At 72.9% G+C, this 24,935-nt stretch carries 21 protein-coding genes; 16 read left to right on the top strand and 5 right to left on the bottom strand.

Translation table 11 applies throughout. The features are described from left to right. Positions 1-15 precede the first annotated feature (15 nt). Positions 16-1,965, bottom strand: a complete 1,950-nt coding sequence (locus GWJ10_RS11400; RefSeq protein ID WP_163187517.1) for an ABC transporter ATP-binding protein — start codon at positions 1,963-1,965, stop codon at positions 16-18. Positions 1,966-2,119: 154 nt separating this feature from the next. Here GWJ10_RS11400 and GWJ10_RS11405 point away from each other — a divergent pair, with 154 nt between their 5' ends. From GWJ10_RS11405 to GWJ10_RS11415, 3 genes are all read left to right on the top strand, one after another. Continuing rightward, positions 2,120-2,653 (top strand): MarR family transcriptional regulator, encoded by a 534-nt coding sequence (locus GWJ10_RS11405; RefSeq protein ID WP_061267755.1) that lies wholly within the window; start codon positions 2,120-2,122, stop codon positions 2,651-2,653. Between the two features lie 70 nt (positions 2,654-2,723). After that, positions 2,724-3,365, top strand: coding sequence for a dephospho-CoA kinase (gene coaE, locus GWJ10_RS11410; RefSeq protein WP_076404788.1), 642 nt, complete (start codon positions 2,724-2,726; stop codon positions 3,363-3,365). Beyond that, positions 3,362-3,979, top strand: coding sequence for a pyroglutamyl-peptidase I (locus GWJ10_RS11415; RefSeq protein ID WP_163187519.1), 618 nt, complete (start codon positions 3,362-3,364; stop codon positions 3,977-3,979). The genes coaE and GWJ10_RS11415 overlap by 4 nt, the downstream gene beginning before the upstream one ends. Positions 3,980-4,034: 55 nt before the next feature. Here the strand turns inward: GWJ10_RS11415 and GWJ10_RS11420 are convergent, their stop codons facing one another. Then, complete coding sequence (locus GWJ10_RS11420; RefSeq protein ID WP_163187521.1) at positions 4,035-5,387, bottom strand: choice-of-anchor A family protein; 1,353 nt, start codon at positions 5,385-5,387, stop codon at positions 4,035-4,037. Positions 5,388-5,628: 241 nt separating this feature from the next. Here GWJ10_RS11420 and uvrB point away from each other — a divergent pair, with 241 nt between their 5' ends. The 3 genes from uvrB (at position 5,629) to GWJ10_RS11435 (ending at position 10,155) form a co-directional block, all read left to right on the top strand. Then, the gene (gene uvrB, locus GWJ10_RS11425) at positions 5,629-7,737 is read left to right on the top strand and encodes an excinuclease ABC subunit UvrB (protein ID WP_031315536.1); all 2,109 of its coding nucleotides are present in this window, start codon (positions 5,629-5,631) and stop codon (positions 7,735-7,737) included. A gap of 279 nt (positions 7,738-8,016) precedes the next feature. Continuing rightward, positions 8,017-9,015 carry a TerC family protein gene (locus GWJ10_RS11430; protein WP_034655130.1) on the top strand — a complete coding sequence of 333 codons (999 nt, stop codon included), beginning with the start codon at positions 8,017-8,019 and terminating at the stop codon, positions 9,013-9,015. 6 nt (positions 9,016-9,021) lie between these two features. Then, on the top strand, positions 9,022-10,155 hold the full coding sequence (locus tag GWJ10_RS11435) for a TerC family protein (protein ID WP_082774456.1): 1,134 nt from the start codon (positions 9,022-9,024) through the stop codon (positions 10,153-10,155). Between the two features lie 42 nt (positions 10,156-10,197). On the opposite strand, the gene GWJ10_RS11440 is transcribed toward GWJ10_RS11435, so the two are convergent. Continuing rightward, positions 10,198-10,497, bottom strand: a complete 300-nt coding sequence (locus GWJ10_RS11440) for a YciI family protein (RefSeq protein WP_163187523.1) — start codon at positions 10,495-10,497, stop codon at positions 10,198-10,200. A 107-nt stretch (positions 10,498-10,604) separates the two neighbouring features. Beyond that, the gene (locus GWJ10_RS11445; protein ID WP_043651202.1) at positions 10,605-11,312 is read right to left on the bottom strand and encodes an MBL fold metallo-hydrolase; all 708 of its coding nucleotides are present in this window, start codon (positions 11,310-11,312) and stop codon (positions 10,605-10,607) included. A 175-nt stretch (positions 11,313-11,487) separates the two neighbouring features. On the opposite strand from GWJ10_RS11445, the gene uvrA reads away from it, so the two are divergent. Next, positions 11,488-14,484: an excinuclease ABC subunit UvrA gene (gene uvrA / locus GWJ10_RS11450; RefSeq protein ID WP_163187525.1), complete on the top strand. Its 2,997-nt coding sequence runs from the start codon at positions 11,488-11,490 to the stop codon at positions 14,482-14,484. Positions 14,485-14,569: 85 nt separating this feature from the next. Here uvrA and GWJ10_RS11455 read toward each other — a convergent pair whose 3' ends face one another. Continuing rightward, positions 14,570-15,055 (bottom strand): OsmC family protein, encoded by a 486-nt coding sequence (locus GWJ10_RS11455; protein WP_076405019.1) that lies wholly within the window; start codon positions 15,053-15,055, stop codon positions 14,570-14,572. A 120-nt stretch (positions 15,056-15,175) separates the two neighbouring features. On the opposite strand from GWJ10_RS11455, the gene uvrC reads away from it, so the two are divergent. From uvrC to GWJ10_RS11500, 9 genes are all read left to right on the top strand, one after another. Beyond that, the gene (gene uvrC, locus GWJ10_RS11460; RefSeq protein ID WP_163187527.1) at positions 15,176-17,290 is read left to right on the top strand and encodes an excinuclease ABC subunit UvrC; all 2,115 of its coding nucleotides are present in this window, start codon (positions 15,176-15,178) and stop codon (positions 17,288-17,290) included. Between the two features lie 19 nt (positions 17,291-17,309). Further along, positions 17,310-18,296: an RNase adapter RapZ gene (gene rapZ, locus GWJ10_RS11465; RefSeq protein ID WP_051028082.1), complete on the top strand. Its 987-nt coding sequence runs from the start codon at positions 17,310-17,312 to the stop codon at positions 18,294-18,296. Positions 18,297-18,304: 8 nt separating this feature from the next. Continuing rightward, positions 18,305-19,270, top strand: coding sequence for a uridine diphosphate-N-acetylglucosamine-binding protein YvcK (yvcK, locus tag GWJ10_RS11470; protein ID WP_076405020.1), 966 nt, complete (start codon positions 18,305-18,307; stop codon positions 19,268-19,270). Between the two features lie 139 nt (positions 19,271-19,409). Beyond that, complete coding sequence (whiA, locus tag GWJ10_RS11475) at positions 19,410-20,390, top strand: DNA-binding protein WhiA (protein WP_034655142.1); 981 nt, start codon at positions 19,410-19,412, stop codon at positions 20,388-20,390. Between the two features lie 362 nt (positions 20,391-20,752). Further along, a complete protein-coding gene (gene gap, locus GWJ10_RS11480; protein WP_021481805.1) occupies positions 20,753-21,757 on the top strand; it encodes a type I glyceraldehyde-3-phosphate dehydrogenase in 1,005 nt (334 codons plus the stop codon). Between the two features lie 157 nt (positions 21,758-21,914). Continuing rightward, positions 21,915-23,114, top strand: coding sequence for a phosphoglycerate kinase (locus tag GWJ10_RS11485; RefSeq protein WP_076404795.1), 1,200 nt, complete (start codon positions 21,915-21,917; stop codon positions 23,112-23,114). Positions 23,115-23,185: 71 nt separating this feature from the next. After that, positions 23,186-23,983: a triose-phosphate isomerase gene (gene tpiA, locus GWJ10_RS11490; protein ID WP_074806672.1), complete on the top strand. Its 798-nt coding sequence runs from the start codon at positions 23,186-23,188 to the stop codon at positions 23,981-23,983. A 208-nt stretch (positions 23,984-24,191) separates the two neighbouring features. Then, positions 24,192-24,434 carry a preprotein translocase subunit SecG gene (gene secG, locus GWJ10_RS11495; protein ID WP_021481808.1) on the top strand — a complete coding sequence of 81 codons (243 nt, stop codon included), beginning with the start codon at positions 24,192-24,194 and terminating at the stop codon, positions 24,432-24,434. A 130-nt stretch (positions 24,435-24,564) separates the two neighbouring features. After that, positions 24,565-24,912 (top strand): RNA polymerase-binding protein RbpA, encoded by a 348-nt coding sequence (locus GWJ10_RS11500; RefSeq protein ID WP_021481809.1) that lies wholly within the window; start codon positions 24,565-24,567, stop codon positions 24,910-24,912. Positions 24,913-24,935 lie beyond the last annotated feature (23 nt).

The following is a 24,935-nucleotide window of genomic DNA, read 5'->3' on the forward strand; positions in this document are numbered from 1 at the left end:
TCGGCGGTCGGGCCGTCAGGCGGTCGCCGGCTCGGGGGCCGGGGCAGTGGCCGGGTCGGTGCCCGACGACGCGGGCGAGTCGGCGAACTGCGTCCGGTAGAGCGTGGCGTAGCGCCCGCCACGTGCCAGGAGCTCGGTGTGCGTCCCCGTCTCGACGACGTGGCCGGCGTCGAGCACGACGATGAGGTCGGCCTCGCGCACGGTGGAGAGGCGGTGCGCGATGACGAGCGAGGTCCGCCCACGCAGCGCCTCGGCGAGCGCGGCCTGGACCGCCGCCTCGGAGTCCGAGTCGAGGTGCGCCGTCGCCTCGTCGAGGACCACGAGCTGAGGGGCCTTGAGGAACACCCGGGCGATCGCGAGGCGCTGCCGCTCGCCGCCGGACATCCGGTAGCCGCGGTCGCCCACGACGGTGCCCATGCCGGACGGCAGGGCGGCGACGACGTCCCACACGTGCGCGCGCCGCAGCGCGGACTCGAGCTCGGCGTCGGTCGCGTCGGGCTTGGCGTACCGCAGGTTCTCCGCGATCGAGTCGTGGAACAGGTGCGCCTCCTGCGTGACCACGCCGACCGCGTCGTGCAGGCTCTCCTGCGTGACGTCGCGCAGGTCGCGACCGGCGATCCGGACGTGCCCGGCGCTCGGGTCGTACATGCGCGTCACGAGCTGCGACACGGTGGTCTTGCCCGCGCCGGACGACCCGACGAGCGCGACCATCGCGCCCGCGGGCACGGAGAACGAGACGTCGTGGAGGGTGTCGGTGGTCGGGTCGGTGCCCTCGACGGCCACGGACTCGAGCGAGGCGAGGGAGACCTCGGCCGCGCTCGGGTAGCGGAAGGTCACGCCGTCGAGCTCGAGGCTCGCGCCCTCGCGCGCCACGTCCGCGGCGAGGTCGTCGGCGTCGGGGGCGTCCGTGACGGTGGGCTCGAGGTCGAGCACCTCGAGCACGCGCTCGAAGCTGACGAGGGCCGTCATGACGTCGACCTGGACGTTCGACATCGCCGTCAGCGGGCCGTAGAGACGGCCCAGGTAGGCGGTGAGCGCGACGACCGTGCCGACGGTCAGCGAGCCCGAGATGGCCATGACGCCACCGAGTCCGTAGACGATCGCGACGGCGACGGACGCGACGACCGTGAGCCCGACGCGGAACACGGTCCCGTACATGGCCTGGCGGACCCCGATGTCGCGGACGCGGCGCGCCTGGGCGGCGAACCGCGACGACTCGCGGTCCGGGTCGCCGAACACCTTGACGAGGTGGGCGCCCGCCACGTTGAAGCGCTCGTTCATCGTCTGCGCCGCCTCGGCGTTGAGCTCGTAGCTCTCCCGCGTGATCGCGGCGAGGCGCTTGCCGACCCAGCGGGCGGGCAGGACGAACGCGGGCAGGAGGGTGAGCGCGAGGAGCGTGAGCTGCCACGACATCGAGAGCATCGCGGCGAGCACGAACACGACGGTGAGCAGGTTGGAGAACACGTTCGACAGGGTCGACGTGAACGCCTGCTGGGCGCCGAGGACGTCGCCGTTGAGCCGCTGGACGAGCGCACCGGTGCGCGTCCGGCTGAAGAAGGCGAGCGGCATGCGTTGGACGTGGTCGAAGACGGCGGTGCGCAGGTCGACGATGAGCCCCTCGCCGATGCGGGAGGAGAACCAGCGCTGCGCGACGCCGAGCGCGCCGGAGAGCACGGCGAGGCCGGCGGCGACCGCCGAGAGCGCGACGACGAGGCCGACGTCGCCGGCGGTGATGCCGTCGTCGATGATGCGCTGGAAGAGGAGTGGGGTGACCGCACCGGCGGCGGCGTCGACGGAGATGAGCACGAGGAACGCGGCGAGCTGGCGCCGGTAGGGCCGGGCGAACGTGAGCACCCGGCGGATCGTGCCGCGGTGCAGCCGTCGGGAGGTGACGGAGGCGTCCTGGCGGAAGGAGCGCATGCCGCGCCCGCCGCCGGCGCCGGGAAGGGATGAGGGGAAGGACATGGGGCCTCCTGGGTGGGGGAGGGGCGCGTCGTCCGCGGCGGCGGTGGCCGTCCGGCGGGCGCGGTCCGAGGATCGCTCGCGCGACAACGATAGTGAGTCTAACTCACAATGAGCCGATACCACAAGTGGGCCCGGTCCCGGTACGCTCGGCCTCGTGACGACCGACGCGAGCCAGCCTGCCACGCCGGGCGCAGCCCCGGGCGGCCGAGCCACCTCCACCGACGAGGCGGGGGAGTTCCTCGCGCTCCTGCACGCCGCGCTGCGCAGCGTGCGCCGCGAGGCGAGCGAGCGGCTCGAGCCCGCGGGCACGACGCCCGGCCAGTTCCGGATGCTGCGCTTCCTCTCCCGCTGCGACGGCCCGTGCCGGCTCGGCGCGGTGGCGTCGGCGCTCGACGTCGCGCCGCGCTCGGTCACCTCGAAGGTGGACGACGCCGAGCAGGCCGGTCTCGTGCGCCGCACACCCGACCCGCAGGACCGTCGGGCCACGCTCGTCGAGCTGACGCCGCGCGGGCGCGAGGTCGTCGAGCAGGTCGGGGCGGAGAGGTCGTCGAGCGCGGGCACCCTGCTGGCCCGCCTGGACGCGCACGAGCGCGCCGAGCTGCTCCGGCTGCTGCGCGCGGTCGCGGGCGAGCGGCCCGACGACGGCGAAGCGGCCGAAGGCTCCCCGCGGGCGGGTTCCTCCCGCTGAGCGGTGGCCGCACGTGGGGCCACCTCACCTCCCGACGCGGGGCGGTGCGCCGGCTGGCAGGATGGGACGCATGTTTCGCATCGGCCTGACCGGAGGAATAGCGGCGGGGAAGTCCGTCGCGCTCGCCCGCTTCGCCGAGCTGGGCGCGGTGGTCGTCGACTACGACGCCCTCGCGCGCGACGCCGTCGCGCCCGGCACCGTCGGCCTCGACGAGGTGGTCGAGGCCTTCGGGCCCGAGGTTCTCGGTGAGGACGGCGCGCTCGACCGGCCCGCGCTCGGACGCGTGGTGTTCGGGGACGACGCCGCGCGTGAGCGGCTCAACGCGATCGTGCACCCCGAGGTGCGCCGGCTCGCCGCCGAGCGCGAGGCCGCGGCCGGTGCGGCCGACCCGCGGGCCGTCGTCGTGCACGACATCCCGCTCCTCGTCGAGACGGGCGACCCGGCGCGGTTCCACTGCGTCGTGGTCGTGCACACGCCCGAGGACGTCCGGGTGGACCGCCTCGTGACCTCGCGCGGGCTGAGCGAGGACGAGGCGCGCGCGCGGCTCGCCGCCCAGGCCGACGACGCGGCGCGCCTCGCGGCCGCGGACGTCACTCTCGACGGCTCGGGCGAGCCCGACGCGCTGCGCGCGCAGGTCGACGCGCTCTGGGCGCGCGTGCGCGCGGAGGTCGACGCGGAGGTGCTCGCGGAGCTCGAGGAGCGCGAGGCGTGACGGTCGTGGTGAGCGGCTTCGAGCCCTTCGGCGGCGACGCGACGAACCCGTCGTGGGAGACCGCCCAGCTCCTCGCCGAGCGCGGTGAGGAGCTCGTGGGGGACCGCGTGGTCGCCGTCCGGCTCCCCGTGACGTTCGCCGGGGCGTGGCCCGTGCTCGACGCCGTCGTCCGGGAGCACGACCCGGAGGTCGTCGTGGCGCTGGGGCTCGCGGGCGGCGCCGGGCGCGTGCGCCTCGAGCGCGTGGCCGTCAACGTGCGCGACGCCCGGATCCCCGACAACGCCGGGGCGCAGCCGGTCGACGTGCCCGTCGTGCCGGGGGCGCCCGTCGGGCACTGGTCCACGCTCCCGCTCAAGGCGTCGCTCGTCGCCGTCCGGGAGGCCGGCGTCCCCGTGGAGGTCTCCGGGACGGCCGGCACCTACGTGTGCAACGACGTGTTCTACGCCCTCATGCACCACTGGGGCTCCGTGCCGGGCCGCCGTGCGGGCTTCGTGCACGTGCCCGACGCCGGCGCGGTGCCCGTCGAGGGCCAGGTGACCGCCGTCGCGGCCGTCGTGCGGCAGGCGCTCCTCGGCGCCCCCGAGCCGCGGGTCGCCGCGGGCACCGAGAGCTGAGCGGGCGCCCGGGGGCAGGCAGGTCGCCCTGCCGGCCCCCGGGCGCCGCGGACCGTCAGCCCGCCGCGCGGCGACGGGCGACGACCACGAGCAGGGCCGCGCCCCCGGCGAGCAGGAGCGCCGCCACCACGGCGAGCACGACGACCGAGGAACCGGTCGAGGCCAGCCCGCCCCCCGGCGTCGGCTCGCTGCTGGGGGACGCCGACGGCATCGGGTCCGTGCTCGCCACGGGCGTCGCCTCCGGAGCGGGCGTGCTCTCCGCGGCGGGCTCGCCGGACACCTCGGCGCCGGGCGTCTGGGTGGTCGTCGAAGGCGTCGTCGTCTCGGTGCCACCCGGGGTCGGAGTCTCGGGAGTCTGCTCCGGCTCCGGCTCCGCGGCGACCGGGACCGGCTCGCACGGGCCCGCGAACGGGTAGTTGTGGTGCTCGATGCCGGCCCCGCCGGTGTACGCGACCGCGCCGTTCGCGAGGACGCGCCCGTTCGTCGACGTGGACACCGTGAGCGTCGCGTCGGCACGCGGGACGACGATCGTGCCGGGGAACTGGTCGTTCGTGCCGAGCGCGACCTGCGTCGCGTCCGGGAATGCCCAGAGGAAGTGGGACGACAGGTACTGCGTCGCCTGGTAGAGGCGCACGCCGTCGTACGCGACGTACGCGAGGGACGGGATGCGCACCGTGGACCCGCTGACGCTGAGCAGCACCGGCCCGGTGCCCGTGACGTGCAGCTCGCGGAGCGATGCGGCACCCTCTGCCGTGAGCGCGTACCGCGCGCCAGCCTCGACGGTCAGGACGCCGTTCTCGGGGGCGACCTGCTCGGCGCCGTCGGTGGCGTCGGCGGCGATGCCGGCGACGAGCGCGGGGAGCTCGTCGTAGGGCGCGAGCGCCGCGTCTCGGCCGACGCCCTGGCGCACGGACCCGTGCGTGCCGAGCGCGTTCGCGCTCTCGGTGCTCGGCGCCGAGCCGGTGATCGCGCCGCCCACCACGACGTTGCCGCCGCGCGACGCGTGGAACCCGACCTGCGTGTTCCGCGCGGTGGCGAGGTCACCGCCGACGACGAGCATGTCGGTCCCGCCCGCGGGGGTGATCGCGGACCCGCCGCCGCCCGCGGTCCCGACGTTGAGGGAGCCGGCCCCCGCGAGGTCGGCGTCCCCGCCGACCACGACGCGGCCCTCGAGCTCCGTCGCGGTCGCGACGGTGAGCCCGCCGCCCGCCCAGATGCCGACGCCCGCGTCCTCCACCGCGGTGAGCTCGTAGACGCCGACGGGGCGGGTCGTGGCGTCCGCGGAGCAGACGTCGTCGGCGCCGACGGCGGGCGTCGCGCTCGCGGGCGCGACGAGGCCGGCCGTCAGGGCCAGGGTGGTGAGGGCGATCAGGGGGATTCCGCGGGGGCGCGCGGGGTGCAGGCGCATGAGGGCTCCAGGTCGAGGGGTCGTTGGCCGTGCTGACGAGAGCTGCGCGCGGGCCTCCACGCCCGTGGCCGGCCGGTCGCCGGAGCTCCACGGGCGTCGGGGAGCGGGCAGGTCGAGGGAACCCTAGGGGTTCGGCACCACGCCTTCCAAATTGCGCGCGGGTGAAGTCGGGTGTATACGGTGCGCAGCCCGTCGAGGCGCTCCCGCGAACGATGTGGGTGGCTGGACGTACCGTGGTCACATGCGTCCCGTGACCGATCTCCAGCGCGCCACCGCTCCGTTCGAGGTCATCTCCGAGTACCAGCCGTCGGGTGACCAGCCCACGGCCATCGCGGACCTCTCGCAGCGCGTCCGCGCGGGCGAGAAGGACGTCGTGCTGCTCGGCGCCACCGGTACGGGAAAGTCCGCCACGACGGCCTGGCTGATCGAGGAGCTGCAGCGCCCGACGCTCGTCATGGCTCCCAACAAGACGCTCGCCGCGCAGCTCGCCACGGAGTTCCGCGAGCTGCTGCCGAACAACGCGGTCGAGTACTTCGTCTCGTACTACGACTACTACCAGCCCGAGGCGTACATCGCGCAGACGGACACCTACATCGAGAAGGACTCGTCCATCAACGACGAGGTGGAGCGGCTGCGCCACTCCGCGACGAGCTCGCTCCTGACGCGCCGGGACGTCGTCGTCGTGGCGTCCGTGTCGTGCATCTACGGCCTGGGCACTCCGCAGGAGTACGTCGACCGGATGGTGCGCCTCGACGTCGGGATGCAGGTGGAGCGTGACGACCTGCTGCGGCAGTTCGTCACGATGCAGTACACGCGCAACGACATGGCGTTCACGCGCGGCACGTTCCGCGTGCGCGGCGACACGGTCGAGATCATCCCGGTCTACGAGGAGCTCGCGGTCCGTATCGAGTTCTTCGGCGACGAGATCGAGAGCATCCAGACGCTGCACCCCCTCACGGGGGAGGTCATCCGCTCCGAGCCGAGCATCCACGTGTTCCCCGCGACGCACTACGTCGCCGGCCCGGAGCGCATGGAGCGCGCGATCTCCTCGATCGAGGCCGAGCTCACGGAGCGGCTCGACGAGCTCGAGCGGCAGAACAAGCTGCTCGAGGCGCAGCGGCTGCGCATGCGCACCACCTACGACATCGAGATGATGCGCCAGATCGGCACGTGCTCCGGGATCGAGAACTACTCCCGGCACATCGACGGCCGCGAGGCGGGGTCGCCCCCGAACACCCTGCTCGACTACTTCCCGGAGGACTTCCTCCTCGTCATCGACGAGTCGCACGTGACCGTGCCGCAGATCGGCGCGATGTTCGAGGGGGACATGTCGCGCAAGCGCAGCCTGGTGGACCACGGGTTCCGCCTGCCGAGCGCGATGGACAACCGCCCGCTGCGGTGGGAGGAGTTCGTCGAGCGCATCGGCCAGACCGTGTACCTGTCGGCCACGCCGGGCGACTACGAGCTCTCGATGGCGGACGGCGTGGTCGAGCAGATCATCCGCCCCACGGGCCTCGTCGACCCCGAGGTGATCGTCAAGCCGACCACCGGCCAGATCGACGACCTCCTGCACGAGATCCGCGAGCGGGTCGACCGTGACGAGCGCGTGCTGGTCACGACGCTCACCAAGAAGATGGCCGAGGACCTCACGGACTACCTGCTCGAGAAGGACGTCCGGGTCCGCTACCTCCACTCCGAGGTCGACACGCTGCGCCGCGTCGAGCTGCTGCGCGAGCTGCGCCTCGGCGAGTACGACGTCCTCGTCGGCATCAACCTGCTGCGCGAGGGCCTCGACCTGCCCGAGGTCTCGCTCGTCGCGATCCTCGACGCCGACAAGGAGGGCTTCCTGCGCTCGCCCAAGTCGCTCATCCAGACGATCGGTCGCGCGGCCCGCAACGTGTCCGGCCAGGTGCACATGTACGCGGACCGGATCACGCCGGCGATGGCCGCGGCGATCGAGGAGACCGAGCGTCGCCGCGAGAAGCAGATCGCGTACAACACCGAGCACGGCGTCGACCCGACGCCGCTGCGCAAGCGCATCTCCGACGTGACCGACATGCTCGCGCGCGAGGACGTGGACACCGCCGAGCTCCTGGCCGGCGGCTACCGCCAGCCGGGCAAGGGTGCCAAGGGCAAGGCCCCGGTACCGGGCGGGCCGAAGGAGGGCGCGTCGTCGGGCAACCGGCTCGCGGGCGCCGCGGCGAGCGACCTCGCGGAGCTCATCCAGGAGCTGAGCGACCAGATGCACGCGGCCGCGGGCGAGCTCCAGTTCGAGCTCGCGGCCCGGCTGCGCGACGAGATCTCGGGGCTCAAGAAGGAGCTGCGCCAGATGCACGCCGCGACGGCCTGACCGGTCCTGGGGGGGACCGGCCGGGCGTCGCCGCGGGCGCGCCCGCGGAACAGTCCACGGTGGCGTGGTGTTGTCACGCGTGCAGGAGCGATGGCCTATGCTGGCTCCTCAGCGAGGGGGAGTATTCCCACACGGTGATGTCGTCATCACGGTCGGCGCAGTCGTCGGCCCGGTGTCACCGGTCCCGCAACCACCAGCCCGCGTCTCGGACGCGCGCGCGTGGCGGTGCGTGGCGGAAGAGACCTTCGGTACTCAGTGCTACGTACCGGAGGTTTCTGCATGGACGTCCCCGTCTGGGCCTGGCTCGTCACCATCGGCGTGATCCTCGCGATGCTCGCCGTCGACTACGTCGGCCACGTGCGCACGCCGCACGCCCCGAGCCTGCGCGAGGCCAGCTGGTGGTCCGCGGGCTACGTCGCCGTCGCGGTGCTGTTCGGAGGCATCGTCTGGGCCGTCTGGGGCTCGACGTACGGCGGCGAGTACTTCGCCGGCTACATCACCGAGAAGAGCCTGTCGGTCGACAACCTCTTCGTCTTCGTGCTCATCATGACGAGCTTCCGCGTCCCGCGGCTGTACCAGCAGAAGGTCCTGCTGATCGGCATCACGATCGCGCTCGTCCTGAGGACGATCTTCATCCTCCTGGGCGCCGCGCTCATCGAGAACTTCAGCTGGATCTTCTACGTCTTCGGCGCGTTCCTGCTGTACACCGCGTGGACGCAGGTGAAGGCGGGCTCCGGTCACGACGAGGAGTTCCACGAGAACGGCGCGCTCAAGCTGACCCGCCGCCTGTTCCCGACGACGGAGACGTACGTCGAGGACAAGATGACGACCAAGATCGACGGGAAGCGCTTCATCACCCCGATGCTCATCGTGATGATCGCGATCGGCAGCGCCGACCTGCTGTTCGCCGTCGACTCGATCCCCGCGATCTTCGGCCTCACGCAGGAGACGTACCTCGTGTTCGCGGCCAACGCGTTCTCGCTGCTCGGCCTGCGCCAGCTCTACTTCCTCATCGACGGCCTGCTGGACCGCCTCGTCTACCTCGCCTACGGCCTCGCCGCGATCCTCGGCTTCATCGGCGTGAAGCTGCTCATCCACGCGCTGCACAAGAACGAGGTGCCGTTCATCAACGGCGGTGAGCACATCACCGTCATCCCGGAGATCCCGACCGCCCTGTCCCTCGGGTTCATCGTCGTCGTGCTCACGATCACCACGGTCGCGAGCCTCGCCAAGGACCGCGCCGACCGCCGACGCGAGGCCGAGATCTCGGAGGGCTAGCCACCGATGGTTCACGAACTTCCCGTCTGGTTCGAGTGGGCGTCGCTGTCGGCGCTCGCCGTCCTGCTCCTCGTCGACCTGTTCGTCGTCGGGCGCCGGCCGCACGTCCCGTCCATGCGCGAGAGCGCGCTGTGGGTCGGGTTCTACGTCGCGCTCGCGCTCGTCTTCGGGGCGGTCGTCGGAGCGGTGGGGGGCGCGGCACCGGCCGGGGAGTTCTACGCCGGGTGGCTCACCGAGTACAGCCTCTCGGTGGACAACCTGTTCGTGTTCGTCATCATCATGGCGCGCTTCGCGGTCCCGCGGGAGCAGCAGCAGCGCGTCCTCATGGTCGGGATCATCGTCGCGCTCGTCCTGCGGGGAGGGTTCATCCTGGCGGGCGCGGCGATCATCTCGCAGTTCGTCTGGGTGTTCTACCTGTTCGGCGCGTTCCTCGTGTACACGGCGATCAAGCTCGTGGCGGGCGGCGACGAGCCCGAGGAGTACCACGAGAACCGCGCCGTCCGGGCGCTGCGCCGGGTCCTGCCGCTCGGCACCCGGTACGACGGCGGCCGGCTGCGCACGGTCGAGGACGGCAAGCGGGTGTTCACGCCGCTCGTCGTCGTGTTCCTCGCGATCGGCAGCACCGACCTGCTGTTCGCGTTCGACTCCATCCCGGCCATCTTCGGGCTCACGCAGGACCCGTTCATCGTCTTCACGACGAACGTCTTCGCCCTCATGGGGCTGCGCCAGCTCTACTTCCTGCTGGGCGGTCTGCTCGAGCGGCTGGTCTACCTGCCGATCGGCCTGGCCGTCATCCTCGGGTTCATCGGCGTCAAGCTCATCCTCGAGGCGCTGCACGAGAACACCCTGCCGTTCATCAACGGCGGCGAGCACCTCGAGGCGGTGCCGACGGTCCCCATCTGGCTCTCGCTCGTGGTGATCGTCGGGGCGCTCGCGGTCACGACCGTCGCGAGCCTGCTGCGCACCCGTGCGCTGCACGCACGGAGCGAGCCGGCGGACGGCGAGGAGCCCGGGACCGCGGCGTCGTCCACGGAGGACGTCACGGAGGACGCCACGGAGACCGTGACCGACGAGGCGCCCGCCGCGGGGGAGACCCCGCCGCAGAGCGGCGGGGTCCCTCGTGGGGGCGCCGCGCGCTAGCGCCCGGCCAGGACGGCGGTGCCGGCGAGCGCGCGGCCCGGCTCAGACGCGGTCCGCCCAGTCGCCGATCACCGGCGACCACGGGCGGACCGCGCGCTGTGCGACCAGCCCGGCGCGCGCGAAGGGGTCCTCGTCGAGGACCGCGGCGACGGCGTCGGGCGTCTCCCCGTCGAGGACGAGCAGCGCTCCGGCGGGCGCGCCCTCGTGGGCGGGAAGCGGACCGGAGGCGAGCAGCGTGCCCCGGGTGTGGAGGTCGGCGAGGAACTCGCGGTGCTCGGGTCGCAGGGCGTCGAGCTCGGCGCTGCGGTCGGCGTAGACGTAGGTGACGGCGTGGATCGGCATGGAACCAGTGAACCAGGCCGGCCCGACGGCGCGGGGCGGGGTCCGCGCCTCGGCTGCGCCCCGTGCTGCCTGCCGCCCGCTACCGGTCCCGCGCCACCGGCCACGCGCTACCAGCCCCGCTCACGCCACTCGGCGAGGTGCGGCCGCTCGGCACCGAGCGTCGTGTCGGCGCCGTGACCGGGATAGGCCCACGTGGCGTCGTCGAACCGGTCGAAGACCCGCTCGACGACGTCGGACAGCAGGCTCGCGAACCGCGCCGGGTCGCGGTCGGTGTTCCCGACCCCGCCGGGGAAGAGCGAGTCCCCGGTGAACAGGTGCACCCGGCCGGGCGCGGCCTCGGGCTCGGCGACGTCGTCCGGCTCGCGGTAGGCGAGGGCGACGGATCCCGGCGTGTGCCCGCGCAGCGCCACGACCTCGAGGTCGATCGCGCCCACCCGCAGCACGTCCCCGTGGCGTAGGCGGCGCTCGACGGGTACGCCGGACGCCGCGGCGACCGCGTCCGCGTCGGGCTCGCCGGCAGCCGACCACGCGCCCGTCGCACCGACGACCGGCGCGAGCGCCCGGAGATGGTCGGCGTGCCGGTGCGTCGTGACGACGCCGTCGAGCCGTCCCGACGGCGAGCCCGCCCGCACGAGGCCGAGCACGTCGTCGGGCGCGTCGGCTGCGTCGACGAGGAGCTGGGCGCCGGTGCGCCGGCACGTGAGGAGATAGACGTCGTTGGCGAGCGGTCCGACGGCGAGCTTGCGGATCTCGACCTCGTCGAGGCGTCGCAGGTCGTGCGGGCCGCCGACGGCGACCTGTCCGGTGTACGTCATGCGCCCAGTGTGCCGTCCGCTCGCGGCGGGCGGTGCGCCGCGACCCCGGGCCGCGGTGACCCGGGTCGCGGCGGAGCGCGCGGACGTGGGGCGCTCGTGTGCGTTCGCCGGGTGCCGTGCGGAGGTGACGTCGAACACCTGTGCGAGTGTGGGTGGTCCGCCGTACGATGCTGCGGTGAGCAATCGCCTCGTCATCTCCGGTGCCCGCGAGCACAACCTGCGCAACGTCGACCTCGACCTCCCGCGCGACAAGCTCATCGTCTTCACGGGGCTCTCCGGCTCGGGCAAGTCGTCGCTCGCCTTCGACACCATCTTCGCGGAGGGGCAGCGCCGGTACGTCGAGTCGCTGTCCGCGTACGCGCGCCAGTTCCTCGGCCAGATGGACAAGCCGGACGTCGACTTCATCGAGGGCCTGTCGCCCGCGGTCTCGATCGACCAGAAGTCCACGAACCGCAACCCGCGCTCGACCGTCGGCACCATCACCGAGGTCTACGACTACCTGCGCCTGCTGTTCTCGCGCGCGGGGACGCAGCACTGCCCGGTGTGCGGCGAGCGCGTCACCGCGCAGACCCCGCAGCAGATCGTCGACCGCCTCCTCGAGCTGCCCGAGGGCACGCGCTACCAGGTCCTCGCCCCGGTCGTGCGCGGCCGCAAGGGCGAGTACTCCGAGCTCTTCAAGGAGCTGCAGACCAAGGGCTTCGCCCGCGCCCGCGTCGACGGCGAGGTGCGCACCCTCACGGACGTCCCGGCGCTCGAGAAGAAGCTCAAGCACGACATCGAGGTGGTCGTCGACCGCCTCGTCGCGCGCGAGGGCGTCCAGCGCCGGCTCACCGACTCGGTCGAGACGGCCCTCGGGCTCGCGGGCGGGCTCGTCGTCGTCGAGCTCGTCGACGCGGACGCGGACGACCCGGCCCGGGAGCGCCGTTTCTCGGAGAAGCGCGCGTGCCCGAACGACCACGAGCTCGCGCTCGACGAGATCGAGCCGCGCACGTTCTCCTTCAACGCCCCGTACGGCGCGTGCCCGGAGTGCACGGGCATCGGGTTCCGCCTCGAGGTGGACCCGGACCTCGTGGTGCCGGACGACGAGAAGTCGCTGCGCGAGGGCGCGGTCGCGCCGTGGGCGCAGATCTCGTCGGAGTACTTCGAGCGCGTCCTCACGGCGCTCGCGGACGACCTGGGCTTCTCCATGGACACGCCGTGGCGCGCACTGCCCGAGCGCGCGAAGAAGGCCGTGCTCCACGGCCAGAACCACCAGGTGCACGTGCGGTACAAGAACCGCTGGGGCCGTGAGCGGCAGTACTCGACCGGCTTCGAGGGCGTCATCACCTTCCTCGAGCGCCGGCACACCGAGACCGAGTCGGACTGGTCGAAGGAGAAGTACGAGGCCTTCATGCGCGAGGTCCCGTGCCCCGTGTGCCAGGGGGCCCGGCTCAAGCCGGAGGTGCTCGCGGTCAAGGTCGGCGGCAGGTCCATCTGGGACGTGTGCCGCCTGCCCCTGCGCGAGGCCGCGGCGTTCCTCGGGTCGCTCGAGCTGGGAGCGCGCGAGCGCGCCATCGCGACCGAGGTCCTCAAGGAGATCGACGCGCGCCTCGGGTTCCTGCTCGACGTCGGCCTCGACTACCTCTCGCTCGAGCGACCGGCCGCGACGCTCTCGGGCGGGGAGGCGCAGCGCATCCGGCTCGCGACGCAGATCGGCTCGGGCCTGGTCGGCGTGCTCTACGTGCTGGACGAGCCGAGCATCGGCCTGCACCAGCGCGACAACCGCCGGCTCATCGAGACGCTCACGCGCCTGCGCGACCTCGGGAACACGCTCATCGTCGTCGAGCACGACGAGGACACCATCCGCACCGCGGACTGGGTCGTCGACATCGGCCCGGGCGCGGGGGAGCACGGGGGGCGCGTCGTGCACTCGGGCGACTACGCGGGCCTGCTCGAGGCGCCGGAGTCCGTCACGGGCGCGTACCTGTCGGGGCGTCGCAGCATCCCGCTGCCGGCGCAGCGGCGCCCGACGGACCCGGGCCGTCAGATCAAGGTGGTCGGCGCGCGCGAGCACAACCTCACGGGCATCGACGTGAGCTTCCCGCTCGGCACGTTCACCGCGGTCACGGGCGTCTCCGGCTCCGGCAAGTCCACGCTCGTGAACTCGATCCTCTACACCGTGCTCGCCAACGAGCTCAACGGGGCCCGGCAGGTCGCGGGCCGCCACACGCGCGTCACCGGCCTCGAGCACCTCGACAAGGTCGTGCACGTGGACCAGGGCCCGATCGGGCGCACGCCGCGGTCGAACCCCGCGACGTACACCGGCGTGTGGGACCACGTGCGCAAGCTGTTCGCGGAGACGACCGAGGCCAAGGTGCGCGGGTACACGCCGGGCCGGTTCTCGTTCAACGTCAAGGGCGGCCGCTGCGAGGCGTGCTCGGGCGACGGCACGCTGAAGATCGAGATGAACTTCCTCCCGGACGTCTACGTGCCGTGCGAGGTGTGCCACGGCGCGCGCTACAACCGCGAGACGCTCGAGGTGCACTTCAAGGGCAAGACCGTCGCGGACGTGCTCGACATGCCGATCGAGGAGGCGTCCGAGTTCTTCGCGGCCGTGCCCGCGATCTCGCGGCACCTCAAGACGCTCGTCGAGGTCGGGCTGGGCTACGTCCGGCTCGGGCAGCCGGCCCCGACGCTCTCGGGCGGCGAGGCGCAGCGCGTCAAGCTCGCGAGCGAGCTGCAGAAGCGCTCGACGGGCCGCACGATCTACGTGCTCGACGAGCCGACGACGGGCCTGCACTTCGAGGACATCCGCAAGCTGCTCGGCGTGCTCCAGTCGCTGGTCGACAAGGGCAACAGCGTCCTCGTCATCGAGCACAACCTCGACGTCATCAAGAGCGCGGACTGGGTCGTCGACATGGGCCCCGAGGGAGGCTCCGGCGGCGGCAAGGTCGTCGCGCAGGGGACGCCCGAGCAGGTCGCGCGCGTGGAGGCGAGCCACACCGGGCGCTTCCTCGCGGAGATCCTCGAGAGGCACGACCCCGTGCCCGTCGGGCCCGCGCCGTCGGCGTCCTCCGGTGTGTCGGCGCCTGCGGCGAAGGCCGCCAAATCGACGAAGGGCCGGTCCGCGGCGGCGCGCCGGGCGACCGACGAGAAGCCGAAGACGGGGCGCCGCAAGGCGTCTGCGGCCTAGCCACGGAGCGGCACGGGTGCGGGTCGACCAGGCCCGCACCCGCGCGGCGTGCTCGGCGCTCGCCGCGTGCTCGCCGCGCCCGGCGTCAGGCGGCGGCGCGCCGGGCGGGCGCCGGCTCGACGAGCACGCGGAAGTTCACCGAGCGCGCGATGAAGCAGTGGTCGTGCGCGCGCTGGTGGAGGGCCGCCAGCGCCGCCTCGTCCGTGCCGGGTCCGTCGTCGACCACCACGCGCGGGTGCAGCGTGACGTCCGTGAACTGGCCCTCGCCCCCGGACTCGACCCGCATGGTGCCGGTCGCGTCGTCGACGTACTCGCGCACGACGACGCCCGCCGCCGCCGCGAGGTGGAGGAACCACAGCATGTGGCACTGCGACAGGCTCGCGAGGAACAGCTCCTCGGGGCTGTACCGGGTCGGGTCGCCGCGGAACGCCGGGTCCGCGGAGCCAGGCAGCGGCGGCCTCCCGTCGAGGAGCACCTCGTGGTCGCGGCTGTAGGCGGTGTAGGACGCGGTGCCGCGGTCGCCCGCGCCGGTCCAGCGGGTCGTCGCGGCGTAGCCGTGCTGTGCGCTCATGGCCGACACCCTAACGGCCGGTGACGCGCGTCACACGGCGTCGTCGCCGCGTCCCCGCGTCCACGGGCCGCCCCACCCCCACAGCCACCGGCGTCGGTGGCCTGACCTAGGCTGGAGAACATGGCAGATCCCGCGACGTACCGCCCTGCGCCGGGGGAGATCCCCACGTCGCCGGGCGTCTACCGGTTCCGCGACGAGCACGGCCGCGTGATCTACGTCGGCAAGGCCAAGAACCTGCGCGCGCGCCTGTCGAACTACTTCCAGGACGTCGCGAACCTGCACCACCGCACCCAGACGATGGTCACGACGGCCGCGTCGGTCGAGTGGACGGTCGTCGGCACCGAGGTCGAGGCGCTCGCGCTCGAGTACACGTGGATCAAGGAGTTCGACCCGCGGTTCAACGTCAAGTACCGCGACGACAAGTCGTACCCGTACCTCGCGGTGACCATGGGCGAGGAGTTCCCGCGCGCCCAGGTGATGCGCGGCGCGAAGCGGCCCGGCACGCGGTACTTCGGGCCCTACGGCCACGCCTGGGCGATCCGCGAGACGCTCGACCTCCTGCTGCGGGTGTTCCCCGTGCGCACGTGCTCGGCGGGGGTCTTCAAGCGCGCCCACCAGACGGGCCGGCCGTGCCTGCTCGGCTACATCGACAAGTGCTCGGCGCCGTGCGTCGGTCGCATCACGCCCGAGGACCACAAGGCGCTCGCGGAGGACTTCTGCGACTTCATGGCGGGCGACACGCAGCGGTTCGTGCGCCGGCTCGAGCGCAAGATGAACGAGGCCGCCGCCGCGATGGAGTACGAGGCCGCGGCGCGGCTGCGCGACGACATCGTCGCGCTCCAGCGCGCGACGGAGAAGAACGCGGTCGTGCTCGGCGACGGCACCGACGCAGACGTGTTCGCGCTCGTGGGCGACGAGCTCGAGGCGGCCGTCCAGGTGTTCCACGTGCGCGGCGGTCGCATCCGGGGTCAGCGCGGCTGGATCGTCGAGAAGGTCGAGGACGTCACGGACGCCGAGCTCGTCGAGCACCTGCTCCAGCAGGTGTACGGCGCGGCGGAGGAGGCCGTGGCGGCGGACGCCGGGACGCGCGCCGGGCGCGACCTCGCGCGCGACGCCGTGCCGCGCGAGGTCCTCGTCCCCGTCCTGCCGCCGGACACCGACCAGGTCACCACGTGGCTCTCCGGGCTGCGGGGCGCGCGGGTCGACGTCCGGGTGCCGCAGCGCGGCGACAAGAAGGAGCTCGCCGCGACGGTCCGCGCCAACGCGGAGCACGCGCTCGCGCTGCACCGCACGCGGCGCGCGGGCGACCTCACGACCCGCAGCCAGGCGCTGCGCGAGATCCAGGAGGCGCTCGAGCTCGAGACGGCGCCGCTGCGCATCGAGTGCTACGACGTCTCGCACAACCAGGGCACGTACCAGGTCGCCTCGATGGTGGTCTTCGAGGACGGGCTCGCGCGCAAGAGCGAGTACCGGCACTTCACGGTCCGCGGCCCGGACGGTGACGGCGCGGCCGACGACACGGCGGCGATGTACGAGGTGATCTCGCGCCGCTTCAAGCGCTACCTGTCCGACCGCTCGCGCTCGGGCGAGGTCGAGCTGGACCTCGAGGCCGACGACGTCGCCGACGGGTCCGACGCCGCGGCGCGCCGGGCGGAGCGTGCCGCGGAGGCGGCGGGCTACGTGCCGCGCAGCGGCGAGGTCGACCCCGACGCCCCCGTGGACCGGCGCGCGCGCTTCGCGTACCCGCCGAACCTCGTCGTCGTCGACGGCGGGCCGCCGCAGGTCGCCGCCGCAGCGCGCGCCCTGGCCGACCTCGGCATCGACGACGTCGCGCTGTGCGGCCTCGCCAAGCGGCTCGAGGAGGTCTGGCTGCCGGGGGAGGAGTACCCCGTCATCCTCCAGCGTTCCTCCGAGGGCCTGTACCTGCTCCAGCGCGTCCGCGACGAGGCGCACCGCTTCGCGATCGCCCAGCACCGCAGGCAGCGCAGCAAGGGCATGACGGCCTCGGTGCTCGACGACGTCCCCGGCCTCGGCCCGGCGCGACGCACCGCGCTGCTCAAGCACTTCGGCTCCCTCAAGCGGCTGCGCGCCGCGAGCGTCGAGGAGATCGCGAGCGTCCGCGGCATGGGCGAGCGGACGGCGCAGGCCGTCGTCGCGGCGCTCGGCGGCGGGACCACGGACGACCGGCCCTCCCAGGACACTCCGGCGCAGGACGAGGCCGCGGCCCGCGCGTGACGGCTGGCATGCTGGGGGCATGACCTCGGAGCCGACCCCGGACCTCAGCCCGCAGGGCCAGCCTGCCCGCGTGCCGGAGCCCTCCCCGACCACCGTCCCCAGCGGCATCCCCGCGATCGAGGCCGCGACCCACGCCCCCGAGCCGAGCGAGGCCGAGGTGCTCATCATCACGGGCATGTCGGGTGCCGGCCGCACCCGGGCCGCCGCCGTGCTGGAGGACCTCGACTGGTACGTCGTCGACAACCTGCCGCCGCGCATGATCGTCCCGCTCGTGGACCTCATGACACGGTCCGGCTCGACGCTCGAGCGCATCGCGGCCGTCGTCGACGTGCGCGGGCGCGAGTTCTTCACCGACCTCGTCGAGGTGCTCGACCACCTGCGCCAGAGCGGCGTGTTCTACCGCATCCTGTTCCTCGACGCGTCCGACGAGGTGCTCGTGCGGCGCTACGAGCAGGTCCGGCGCCCGCACCCGCTGCAGGGGGAGGGGCGCATCCTCGACGGTCTCGCCGAGGAGCGCCGTCTGCTCGCGAGCCTGGAGGAGCGGTCCGACGTCGTCATCGACACGTCCGAGCTCACCGTGCACGACCTCGCGCGCGAGGTGCGCGCCGCCGTCGCCGACGGAACGCCGGAGACGCTGCGCATCAACGTCGTCTCGTTCGGGTTCAAGTACGGGCTGCCGCTCGACGCGGACCACGTGGTCGACGTGCGGTTCCTCGCCAACCCCTACTGGATCACCGAGCTGCGCCACCTCACCGGCCGGGACGCGCCCGTTCGCGACTACGTGCTCGGGCGCCCCGGCGCGCTCGAGTTCGTCGACCGGTACGTGAACGCGCTCGAGCCCGTGCTGGCCGGCTACCTGGGGGAGGAGAAGCGGTACGTGACCATCGCCGTCGGCTGCACGGGCGGCAAGCACCGGTCCGTCGCGATCAGCGAGGCGATAGCCGCACGCCTGCGCGCCCAGGGGCAGCGCGTCATCGTCACGGCCCGCGACCTCGGCAAGGAGTGACCGGCGCCGTGGTCAACCTGCGCAACCCCGCCGTCGTCGCCCTGGGCGGCGGCCACGGGCTCTCCGCGAGCCTGTCGGCACTGCGGCTCATGTCCGACCGCCTCACGGCGGTCGTCACCGTCGCCGACGACGGCGGCTCCTCGGGACGCCTGCGCGAGGAGCTCGGCGTCCTGCCGCCGGGAGACCTGCGCATGGCGCTCGCGGCCCTGTGCGACGACTCCGAGTGGGGCCGCACGTGGAGCGCGCTCCTGCAGCACCGGTTCACGTCGCAGGGCGACCTCGACAACCACGCGGTGGGCAACCTGCTCATCGTCGCGCTGTGGGAGCTGCTCGACGACCCGGTGGCCGGTCTCGACTGGGTCGGCAAGCTCCTCGGGGCGCGGGGGCGCGTGCTCCCCATGGCGGCGGTGCCGCTCCGGATCGAGGCGGACGTCTGGGCGGATGGCCGGCTCGAGACGGTCGTCGGGCAGAGCCGCGTCGCGGTCACCCACGACCGCATCGAGCAGCTCCGGCTCGTGCCCGCCGACCCGCCCGCGTGCCTGGAGGCGGTGCGGGCCGTCGAGGAGGCGGACTGGGTCGTGCTCGGCCCCGGGTCGTGGTTCTCGTCGGTGATGCCGCACCTGCTCGTGCCCGAGCTCGCGCGAGCCCTGCACGAGACCTCGGCACGCCGGTGCGTCACGCTCAACCTGTCGAGCGAGACGGGGGAGACGTTCGGTCTCACCGCGACGGAACACCTGGAGGTGCTGCACAAGCACGCGCCGGAGCTGCGGATCGACGCCGTCGTGGCCGACCCGTCCGCCGTCGAGGACACCGAGCAGCTCGCGGAGGCCGCGGCGCGCATGGGCGCCCGGCTCCTGCTGCGCCAGGTCCGCCGGGGGGACGGCACGCCGCGGCACGACGCGCTGCGCCTCGCGGCGGCCTACCGCGACGTGTTCGACGACGTCCTCGGGGACGTCGGCTCGCCCGCCCCCTGAGCACTCGCCGCCTGCTGCGACCCCCACGGCCGGGCGCGCGACGGGCCCTCGCCACGGTGCGATCCGGACACCACGGCGGCCGCCCCCGCGCTCCGGGACGCCGCCGCGACACGCTCCCATCGGTGGCAGGATGTCCCGCATGGCGCTCACGGCACAGGTGAAGGACGAGCTGGCACGACTGAGGGTGGACAAGACCTCGTGCCGCAAGGCGGAGGTGTCCGCGATGCTCCGCTTCTCGGGCGGCCTGCACCTCATCTCGGGTCGTGTGGTCATCGAGGCCGAGCTCGACACGGCCATCGCGGCGCGGCGCCTGCGCGAGACCATCGCCGACGTCTACGGCCACACCAGCGAGCTGATCGTGGTGTCCGCCGGAGGGCTGCGCAAGAGCAGCCGGTACGTCGTGCGGGTCGTGCGCGACGGCGAGTCCCTGGCCCGCCAGACGGGCCTCCTCGACCAGCGCGGCCGGCCCGTGCGCGGGCTGCCCCCGCAGGTCGTCTCCGGCGGCGTGGAGGAGGCAGAGGCCGCGTGGCGCGGCGCCTTCCTGGCCCACGGGTCCCTCACGGAGCCCGGGCGCTCGTCGGCCCTCGAGATCACGTGCCCCGGCCCGGAGGCCGCCCTCGCGCTCGTCGGCGCGGCCCGGCGCCTCGGGGTGTCCGCCAAGTCGCGCGAGGTCCGCGGGATCGACCGCGTGGTGATCCGCGACGGCGACGCGATCAGCGCGCTGCTCACACGCCTCGGCGCGCACGAGGCGGTCCTCGTCTGGGAGGAGCGTCGCGCGCGTCGTGAGGTGCGCGGCACGGCGAACCGGCTCGCCAACTTCGACGACGCCAACCTGCGCCGCTCCGCGCGCGCCGCCGTCGCGGCAGGCGCCCGGGTCGAGCGGGCGTTCGAGATCCTCGGCCCCGACCTGCCGGAGCACCTGCGCGAAGCGGGCGAGCTGCGCCTCGCGCACAAGCAGGCGTCGTTGGAGGAGCTCGGCCAGCTCGCGGACCCGCCGCTCACCAAGGACGCCGTCGCGGGGCGCATCCGGCGCCTGCTCTCGACGGCGGACAAGCGCGCCGCCGAGCTCGGCATCCCGGACACCGAGGCGGGGCTGAGCCCGGAGCTGCTCGACCTCTGAGGAGCGCGGCCCTCCGCCCGCGACCGTCGCGCCGCTCGGCCGCCACCGTGGCGCCCGTCCCCTGGACGTCACGCACCGGCGGGACGATGGTCCCGAAGCATGGGATTCAGGTCACATGACGGAGTGGTGTTGGTATAGGCTCGTCAGTGTCAGGTGACAACGACGTGCTCCTTCGCTGACACCCCTCGTGGGCGTGGGTGGTCCCGGCTGTCGCCGTGACGGTCCACGAGCACGGAGGGTGCTGTGCCGGGATCCGGGCAGCGGGGCACGGGCGCGATCACCACCTGCGTACGACGGCGTACGTGATCGTTCGGCATCAACCGTGTGCGTCGGGACAACCGGCGCGCCCTGAGGAGGGCATTGTGACCATCCGCGTCGGTATCAACGGCTTCGGTCGTATCGGACGGAACTTCTACCGCGCCATCGTCGAGTCGGGCGCCGACATCGAGATCGTCGGCGTGAACGACCTCACGGACAACAAGACGCTCGCGCACCTGCTCAAGTACGACACGGTCCTCGGCCGTTTCCCGCTGAGCGTCGACTTCGACGACGACAACATCATCGTCGACGGCAAGAAGATCCGTGCGCTCGCGGAGCGCGACCCGGCGAACCTCCCCTGGGGCGAGCTCGGCGCCGACATCGTCATCGAGTCGACCGGCTTCTTCACCGACGCGACCAAGGCGAAGGCGCACATCGACGCCGGCGCCAAGAAGGTCATCATCTCGGCCCCGGCCAAGAACGAGGACGCCACCTTCGTCATGGGCGTGAACTCGGACCAGTACGACCCGGCCGCGCACCACATCATCTCGAACGCGTCGTGCACCACGAACTGCCTCGCCCCGCTGGCGAAGGCGCTCAACGACTCGATCGGCATCGAGCGTGGTCTCATGACCACGATCCACGCCTACACGGGTGACCAGAACCTCCAGGACGGCCCGCACCGCGACCTGCGTCGCGCCCGCGCCGCCGCGCAGAACATCGTCCCGACCTCGACGGGTGCGGCCAAGGCCGTGTCGCTCGTCCTGCCCGAGCTCAAGGGCAAGCTGGACGGCTACGCGCTGCGCGTCCCGGTCATCACGGGCTCGGCGACCGACCTCACCTTCACCGCCTCGCGCGAGGTCACGGTGGACGAGGTCAACGCCGCGCTCAAGGCGGCGGCCGAGGGCCCGCTCAAGGGCATCCTCGAGTACGTCGACGACGAGATCGTGTCGAGCGACATCGTCACCAACCCGCACCAGAGCATCTTCGACTCGAAGCTCACGAAGGTGATCGGCGACCAGGTCAAGGTCGTCTCCTGGTACGACAACGAGTGGGGCTACTCGAACAGCCTCGTCGCGCTGACCGCCCTGGTCGGCGAGAAGCTCTGAGCCACCTGCTGACGCAGCACATCCCTGCGTAGCACCATGCGTCCGCGTGCGCGTCCCGGCACCGCCCGGTGACGCGCACGCGGACGTCCTCATGTGCGGGCCGGGCCGGCTGCCTGCAGGCGTCCCGCACGACGGCGACAGAACCGTAGGAGACCGTATGAAGACCATCGACTCCCTGGGCGACCTGCGCGGCAAGCGCGTCCTCGTCCGCTCCGACTTCAACGTCCCGCTCGACGGGACGACCATCACGGACGACGGGCGCATCCGCGCCGCGCTCCCGACGCTGAAGAAGCTGACCGACGCGGGCGCGAAGGTCATCGTCACCGCGCACCTCGGCCGCCCCAAGGGCGAGCCGGACCCGAAGTACTCCCTCGCGCCCGTCGCGGCCCGCCTGGGCGAGCTGCTCGGCGTGCCGGTGCACCTGGCGCAGGACGTCGTCGGCGACTCGGCGCGCGAGACGGTCGCCGCGCTCGGCGACGGCGAGGTCGCGCTGCTGGAGAACATCCGGTTCGACCCGCGCGAGACGTCGAAGGACGACGCGGAGCGCCAGGCGCTCGCCCGCGACCTCGCGCAGCTCGCGGACGTCTTCGTCTCCGACGGCTTCGGCGTCGTGCACCGCAAGCAGGCGTCGGTCTACGACGTCGCGCAGGTGCTCCCGTCCGCGGTGGGCGAGCTCGTCCTCAAGGAGGTCGACTCGCTGCGCAAGGCGACGGAGGACCCGCAGCGCCCCTACGCGGTCGTGCTCGGCGGCTCGAAGGTCTCCGACAAGCTGGGCGTCATCGCGAACCTGCTCACCAAGGCGGACCGCCTGCTCATCGGCGGCGGCATGGTGTTCACGTTCCTCGCGGCGAAGGGCTACGGCGTCGGGAAGTCCCTCCTCGAGGAGGACCAGATCGACACGGTCAAGGGCTACCTCGCGGACGCGGAGAAGAACGGCGTCGAGATCGTCCTGCCGACGGACATCGTGGTGGCCGACGCGTTCGCCGCGGACTCGCCGCACGAGGTCGTCGCCGCGGACGCGATCCCGGCCGACAAGATCGGCCTCGACATCGGCCCCGAGTCGGCCAAACTCTTCGCGAGCAAGATCGTCGACGCGAAGACCGTCGTCTGGAACGGCCCCGCCGGCGTGTTCGAGTTCGAGGCGTTCTCGGGCGGGACGCGCGCCGTGGCCCAGGCCCTGGTCGACGCGACGTCGAACGGCGCGTTCACCATCGTCGGCGGCGGCGACTCGGCCGCCGCGGTCCGGATCCTCGGCTTCGACGAGGCGGGCTTCAGCCACATCTCGACCGGTGGCGGCGCGAGCCTCGAGTTCCTCGAGGGCAAGGACCTGCCGGGGATCTCCGTCCTCGAGGGCTGACCGCCCCCCGTACCCCTCCGCGCCGCCCGCTCCCGCGGGCGGCGCGGGCCCCACAGAGAGAAGAAGGACCCGTGGCGAACACCCGCACCCCGCTCATGGCGGGCAACTGGAAGATGAACCTGGACCACCACCAGGCGACCCACACCGTGCAGAAGCTCGCGTGGACCCTGAAGGACGCGAAGCACGACTACGCGGCCGTCGAGGTCGCCGTGCTCCCGCCGTTCACCGACCTCCGGTCGGTGCAGACGCTCGTGGACGCGGACAAGCTCGAGCTCAAGTACGGCGCGCAGGACGTCTCGGCGCACGCCGAGGGCGCGTACACGGGCGAGATCTCGGCGTCGATGCTGGCCAAGCTCGGCGTGAGCTACGTCGCCATCGGGCACTCGGAGCGCCGCCAGTACCACGGCGAGACCGACGCCCTGGTGAACGAGAAGATCGTCGCCGCCGTGGGTCAGGGCATCGCCCCGATCCTGTGCGTGGGCGAGGGCCTGGACGTGCGCAAGGCCGGCGAGCAGATCGCCTACACGCTCGCCCAGGTCGAGGGCGCCCTCGCGGGCATCCCCGCCCCCCAGCTCGCGACGCTCGTCATCGCGTACGAGCCCGTGTGGGCCATCGGCACGGGCGAGGTAGCGACGCCCGAGGACGCCCAGGAGGTCTGCGGTGCGATCCGCGGCGCCCTCGGCGACCTCTACGACGCGGACCTCGCGAACGCGACGCGCATCCTGTACGGCGGCTCGGTGAAGTCCTCGAACGTGGCCGCGATCATGGCGCAGCCCGACGTCGACGGTGCGCTCGTCGGCGGCGCGAGCCTCGACCCCGAGGAGTTCGCGAAGATCGCGCGCTACCAGTCGCACGCGACCGGCGCCTGACCTCCGCCTCGCATCCCGCACCGACGGCCCCGGGACCGCGTCCTGGGGCCGTCGGCCGCCGTCCGGGGACGACGGCGGACGGGGTTGGCCGCGGCGGCCTCGCGTCGCCTACTCTTGTCCCCTGTGCCGCGGGTCACGCCCGTGCACGACAACCGTGCGGTCGGTCCCGACATCGGTCGGGCCGGCCCTGAGCCTCAAGGACGTACTCGTGGACGTGCTGCGCATCATCCTCCAGATCCTGCTGGTGCTGACCAGCGCCTTCCTCACCCTGCTCGTGCTCATGCACAAGGGGAAGGGCGGCGGCCTCTCCGACATGTTCGGCGGCGGGATCTCGAGCTCCGTGGGCAGCTCCGGCGTCGCCGAGCGCAACCTCAACCGCATCACCGTGGCGTTCGCCCTCGTCTGGGCCGTCGTCATCGTGCTCCTGGGTCTCCTCCAGAAGGTCGTCTGACCGCACGCGCCCACCGGGGCGTCGTCGGGACGGCAGGAGAGTCCGCAGTCGGCAGGGGGCAAGCCGCGCACGGTCGCGCGGTCCGGGCAGGAACGAGTGCCGACGGCGGCACGGACGGGGGAGAGAGCACGTGGCAGGTGGTAACGCGATCCGAGGGTCGCGCGTCGGGGCGGGACCGCTCGGGGAGTCCGAGCGCGGCGAGATCGCGCCGCGCTTCTGGGTGTCGTACTGGTGCGCCAACGGCCACGAGACGCGACCCAGCTTCTCGTCGGAGGCGGGCATCGAGGCGCCGGAGACCTGGGACTGCCCGCGGTGCGGGTTCCCGGCCGGTCAGGACCAGGAGCACCCGCCGACGCCGTCGCGCAACGAGCCCTACAAGACGCACCTCGCGTACGTGAAGGAGCGGCGCAGCGACGAGGACGGCGTCGCGATCCTCGACGAGGCGCTCGCCGCGCTGCGCGCCCGCCGCGGCCGCTGAACCCCGCCCGGGCGGTACGGGTA

Origin of the sequence: Cellulosimicrobium sp. SL-1, assembly GCF_011033075.1 — a bacterium.
Taxonomy (GTDB): domain Bacteria; phylum Actinomycetota; class Actinomycetes; order Actinomycetales; family Cellulomonadaceae; genus Cellulosimicrobium; species Cellulosimicrobium funkei.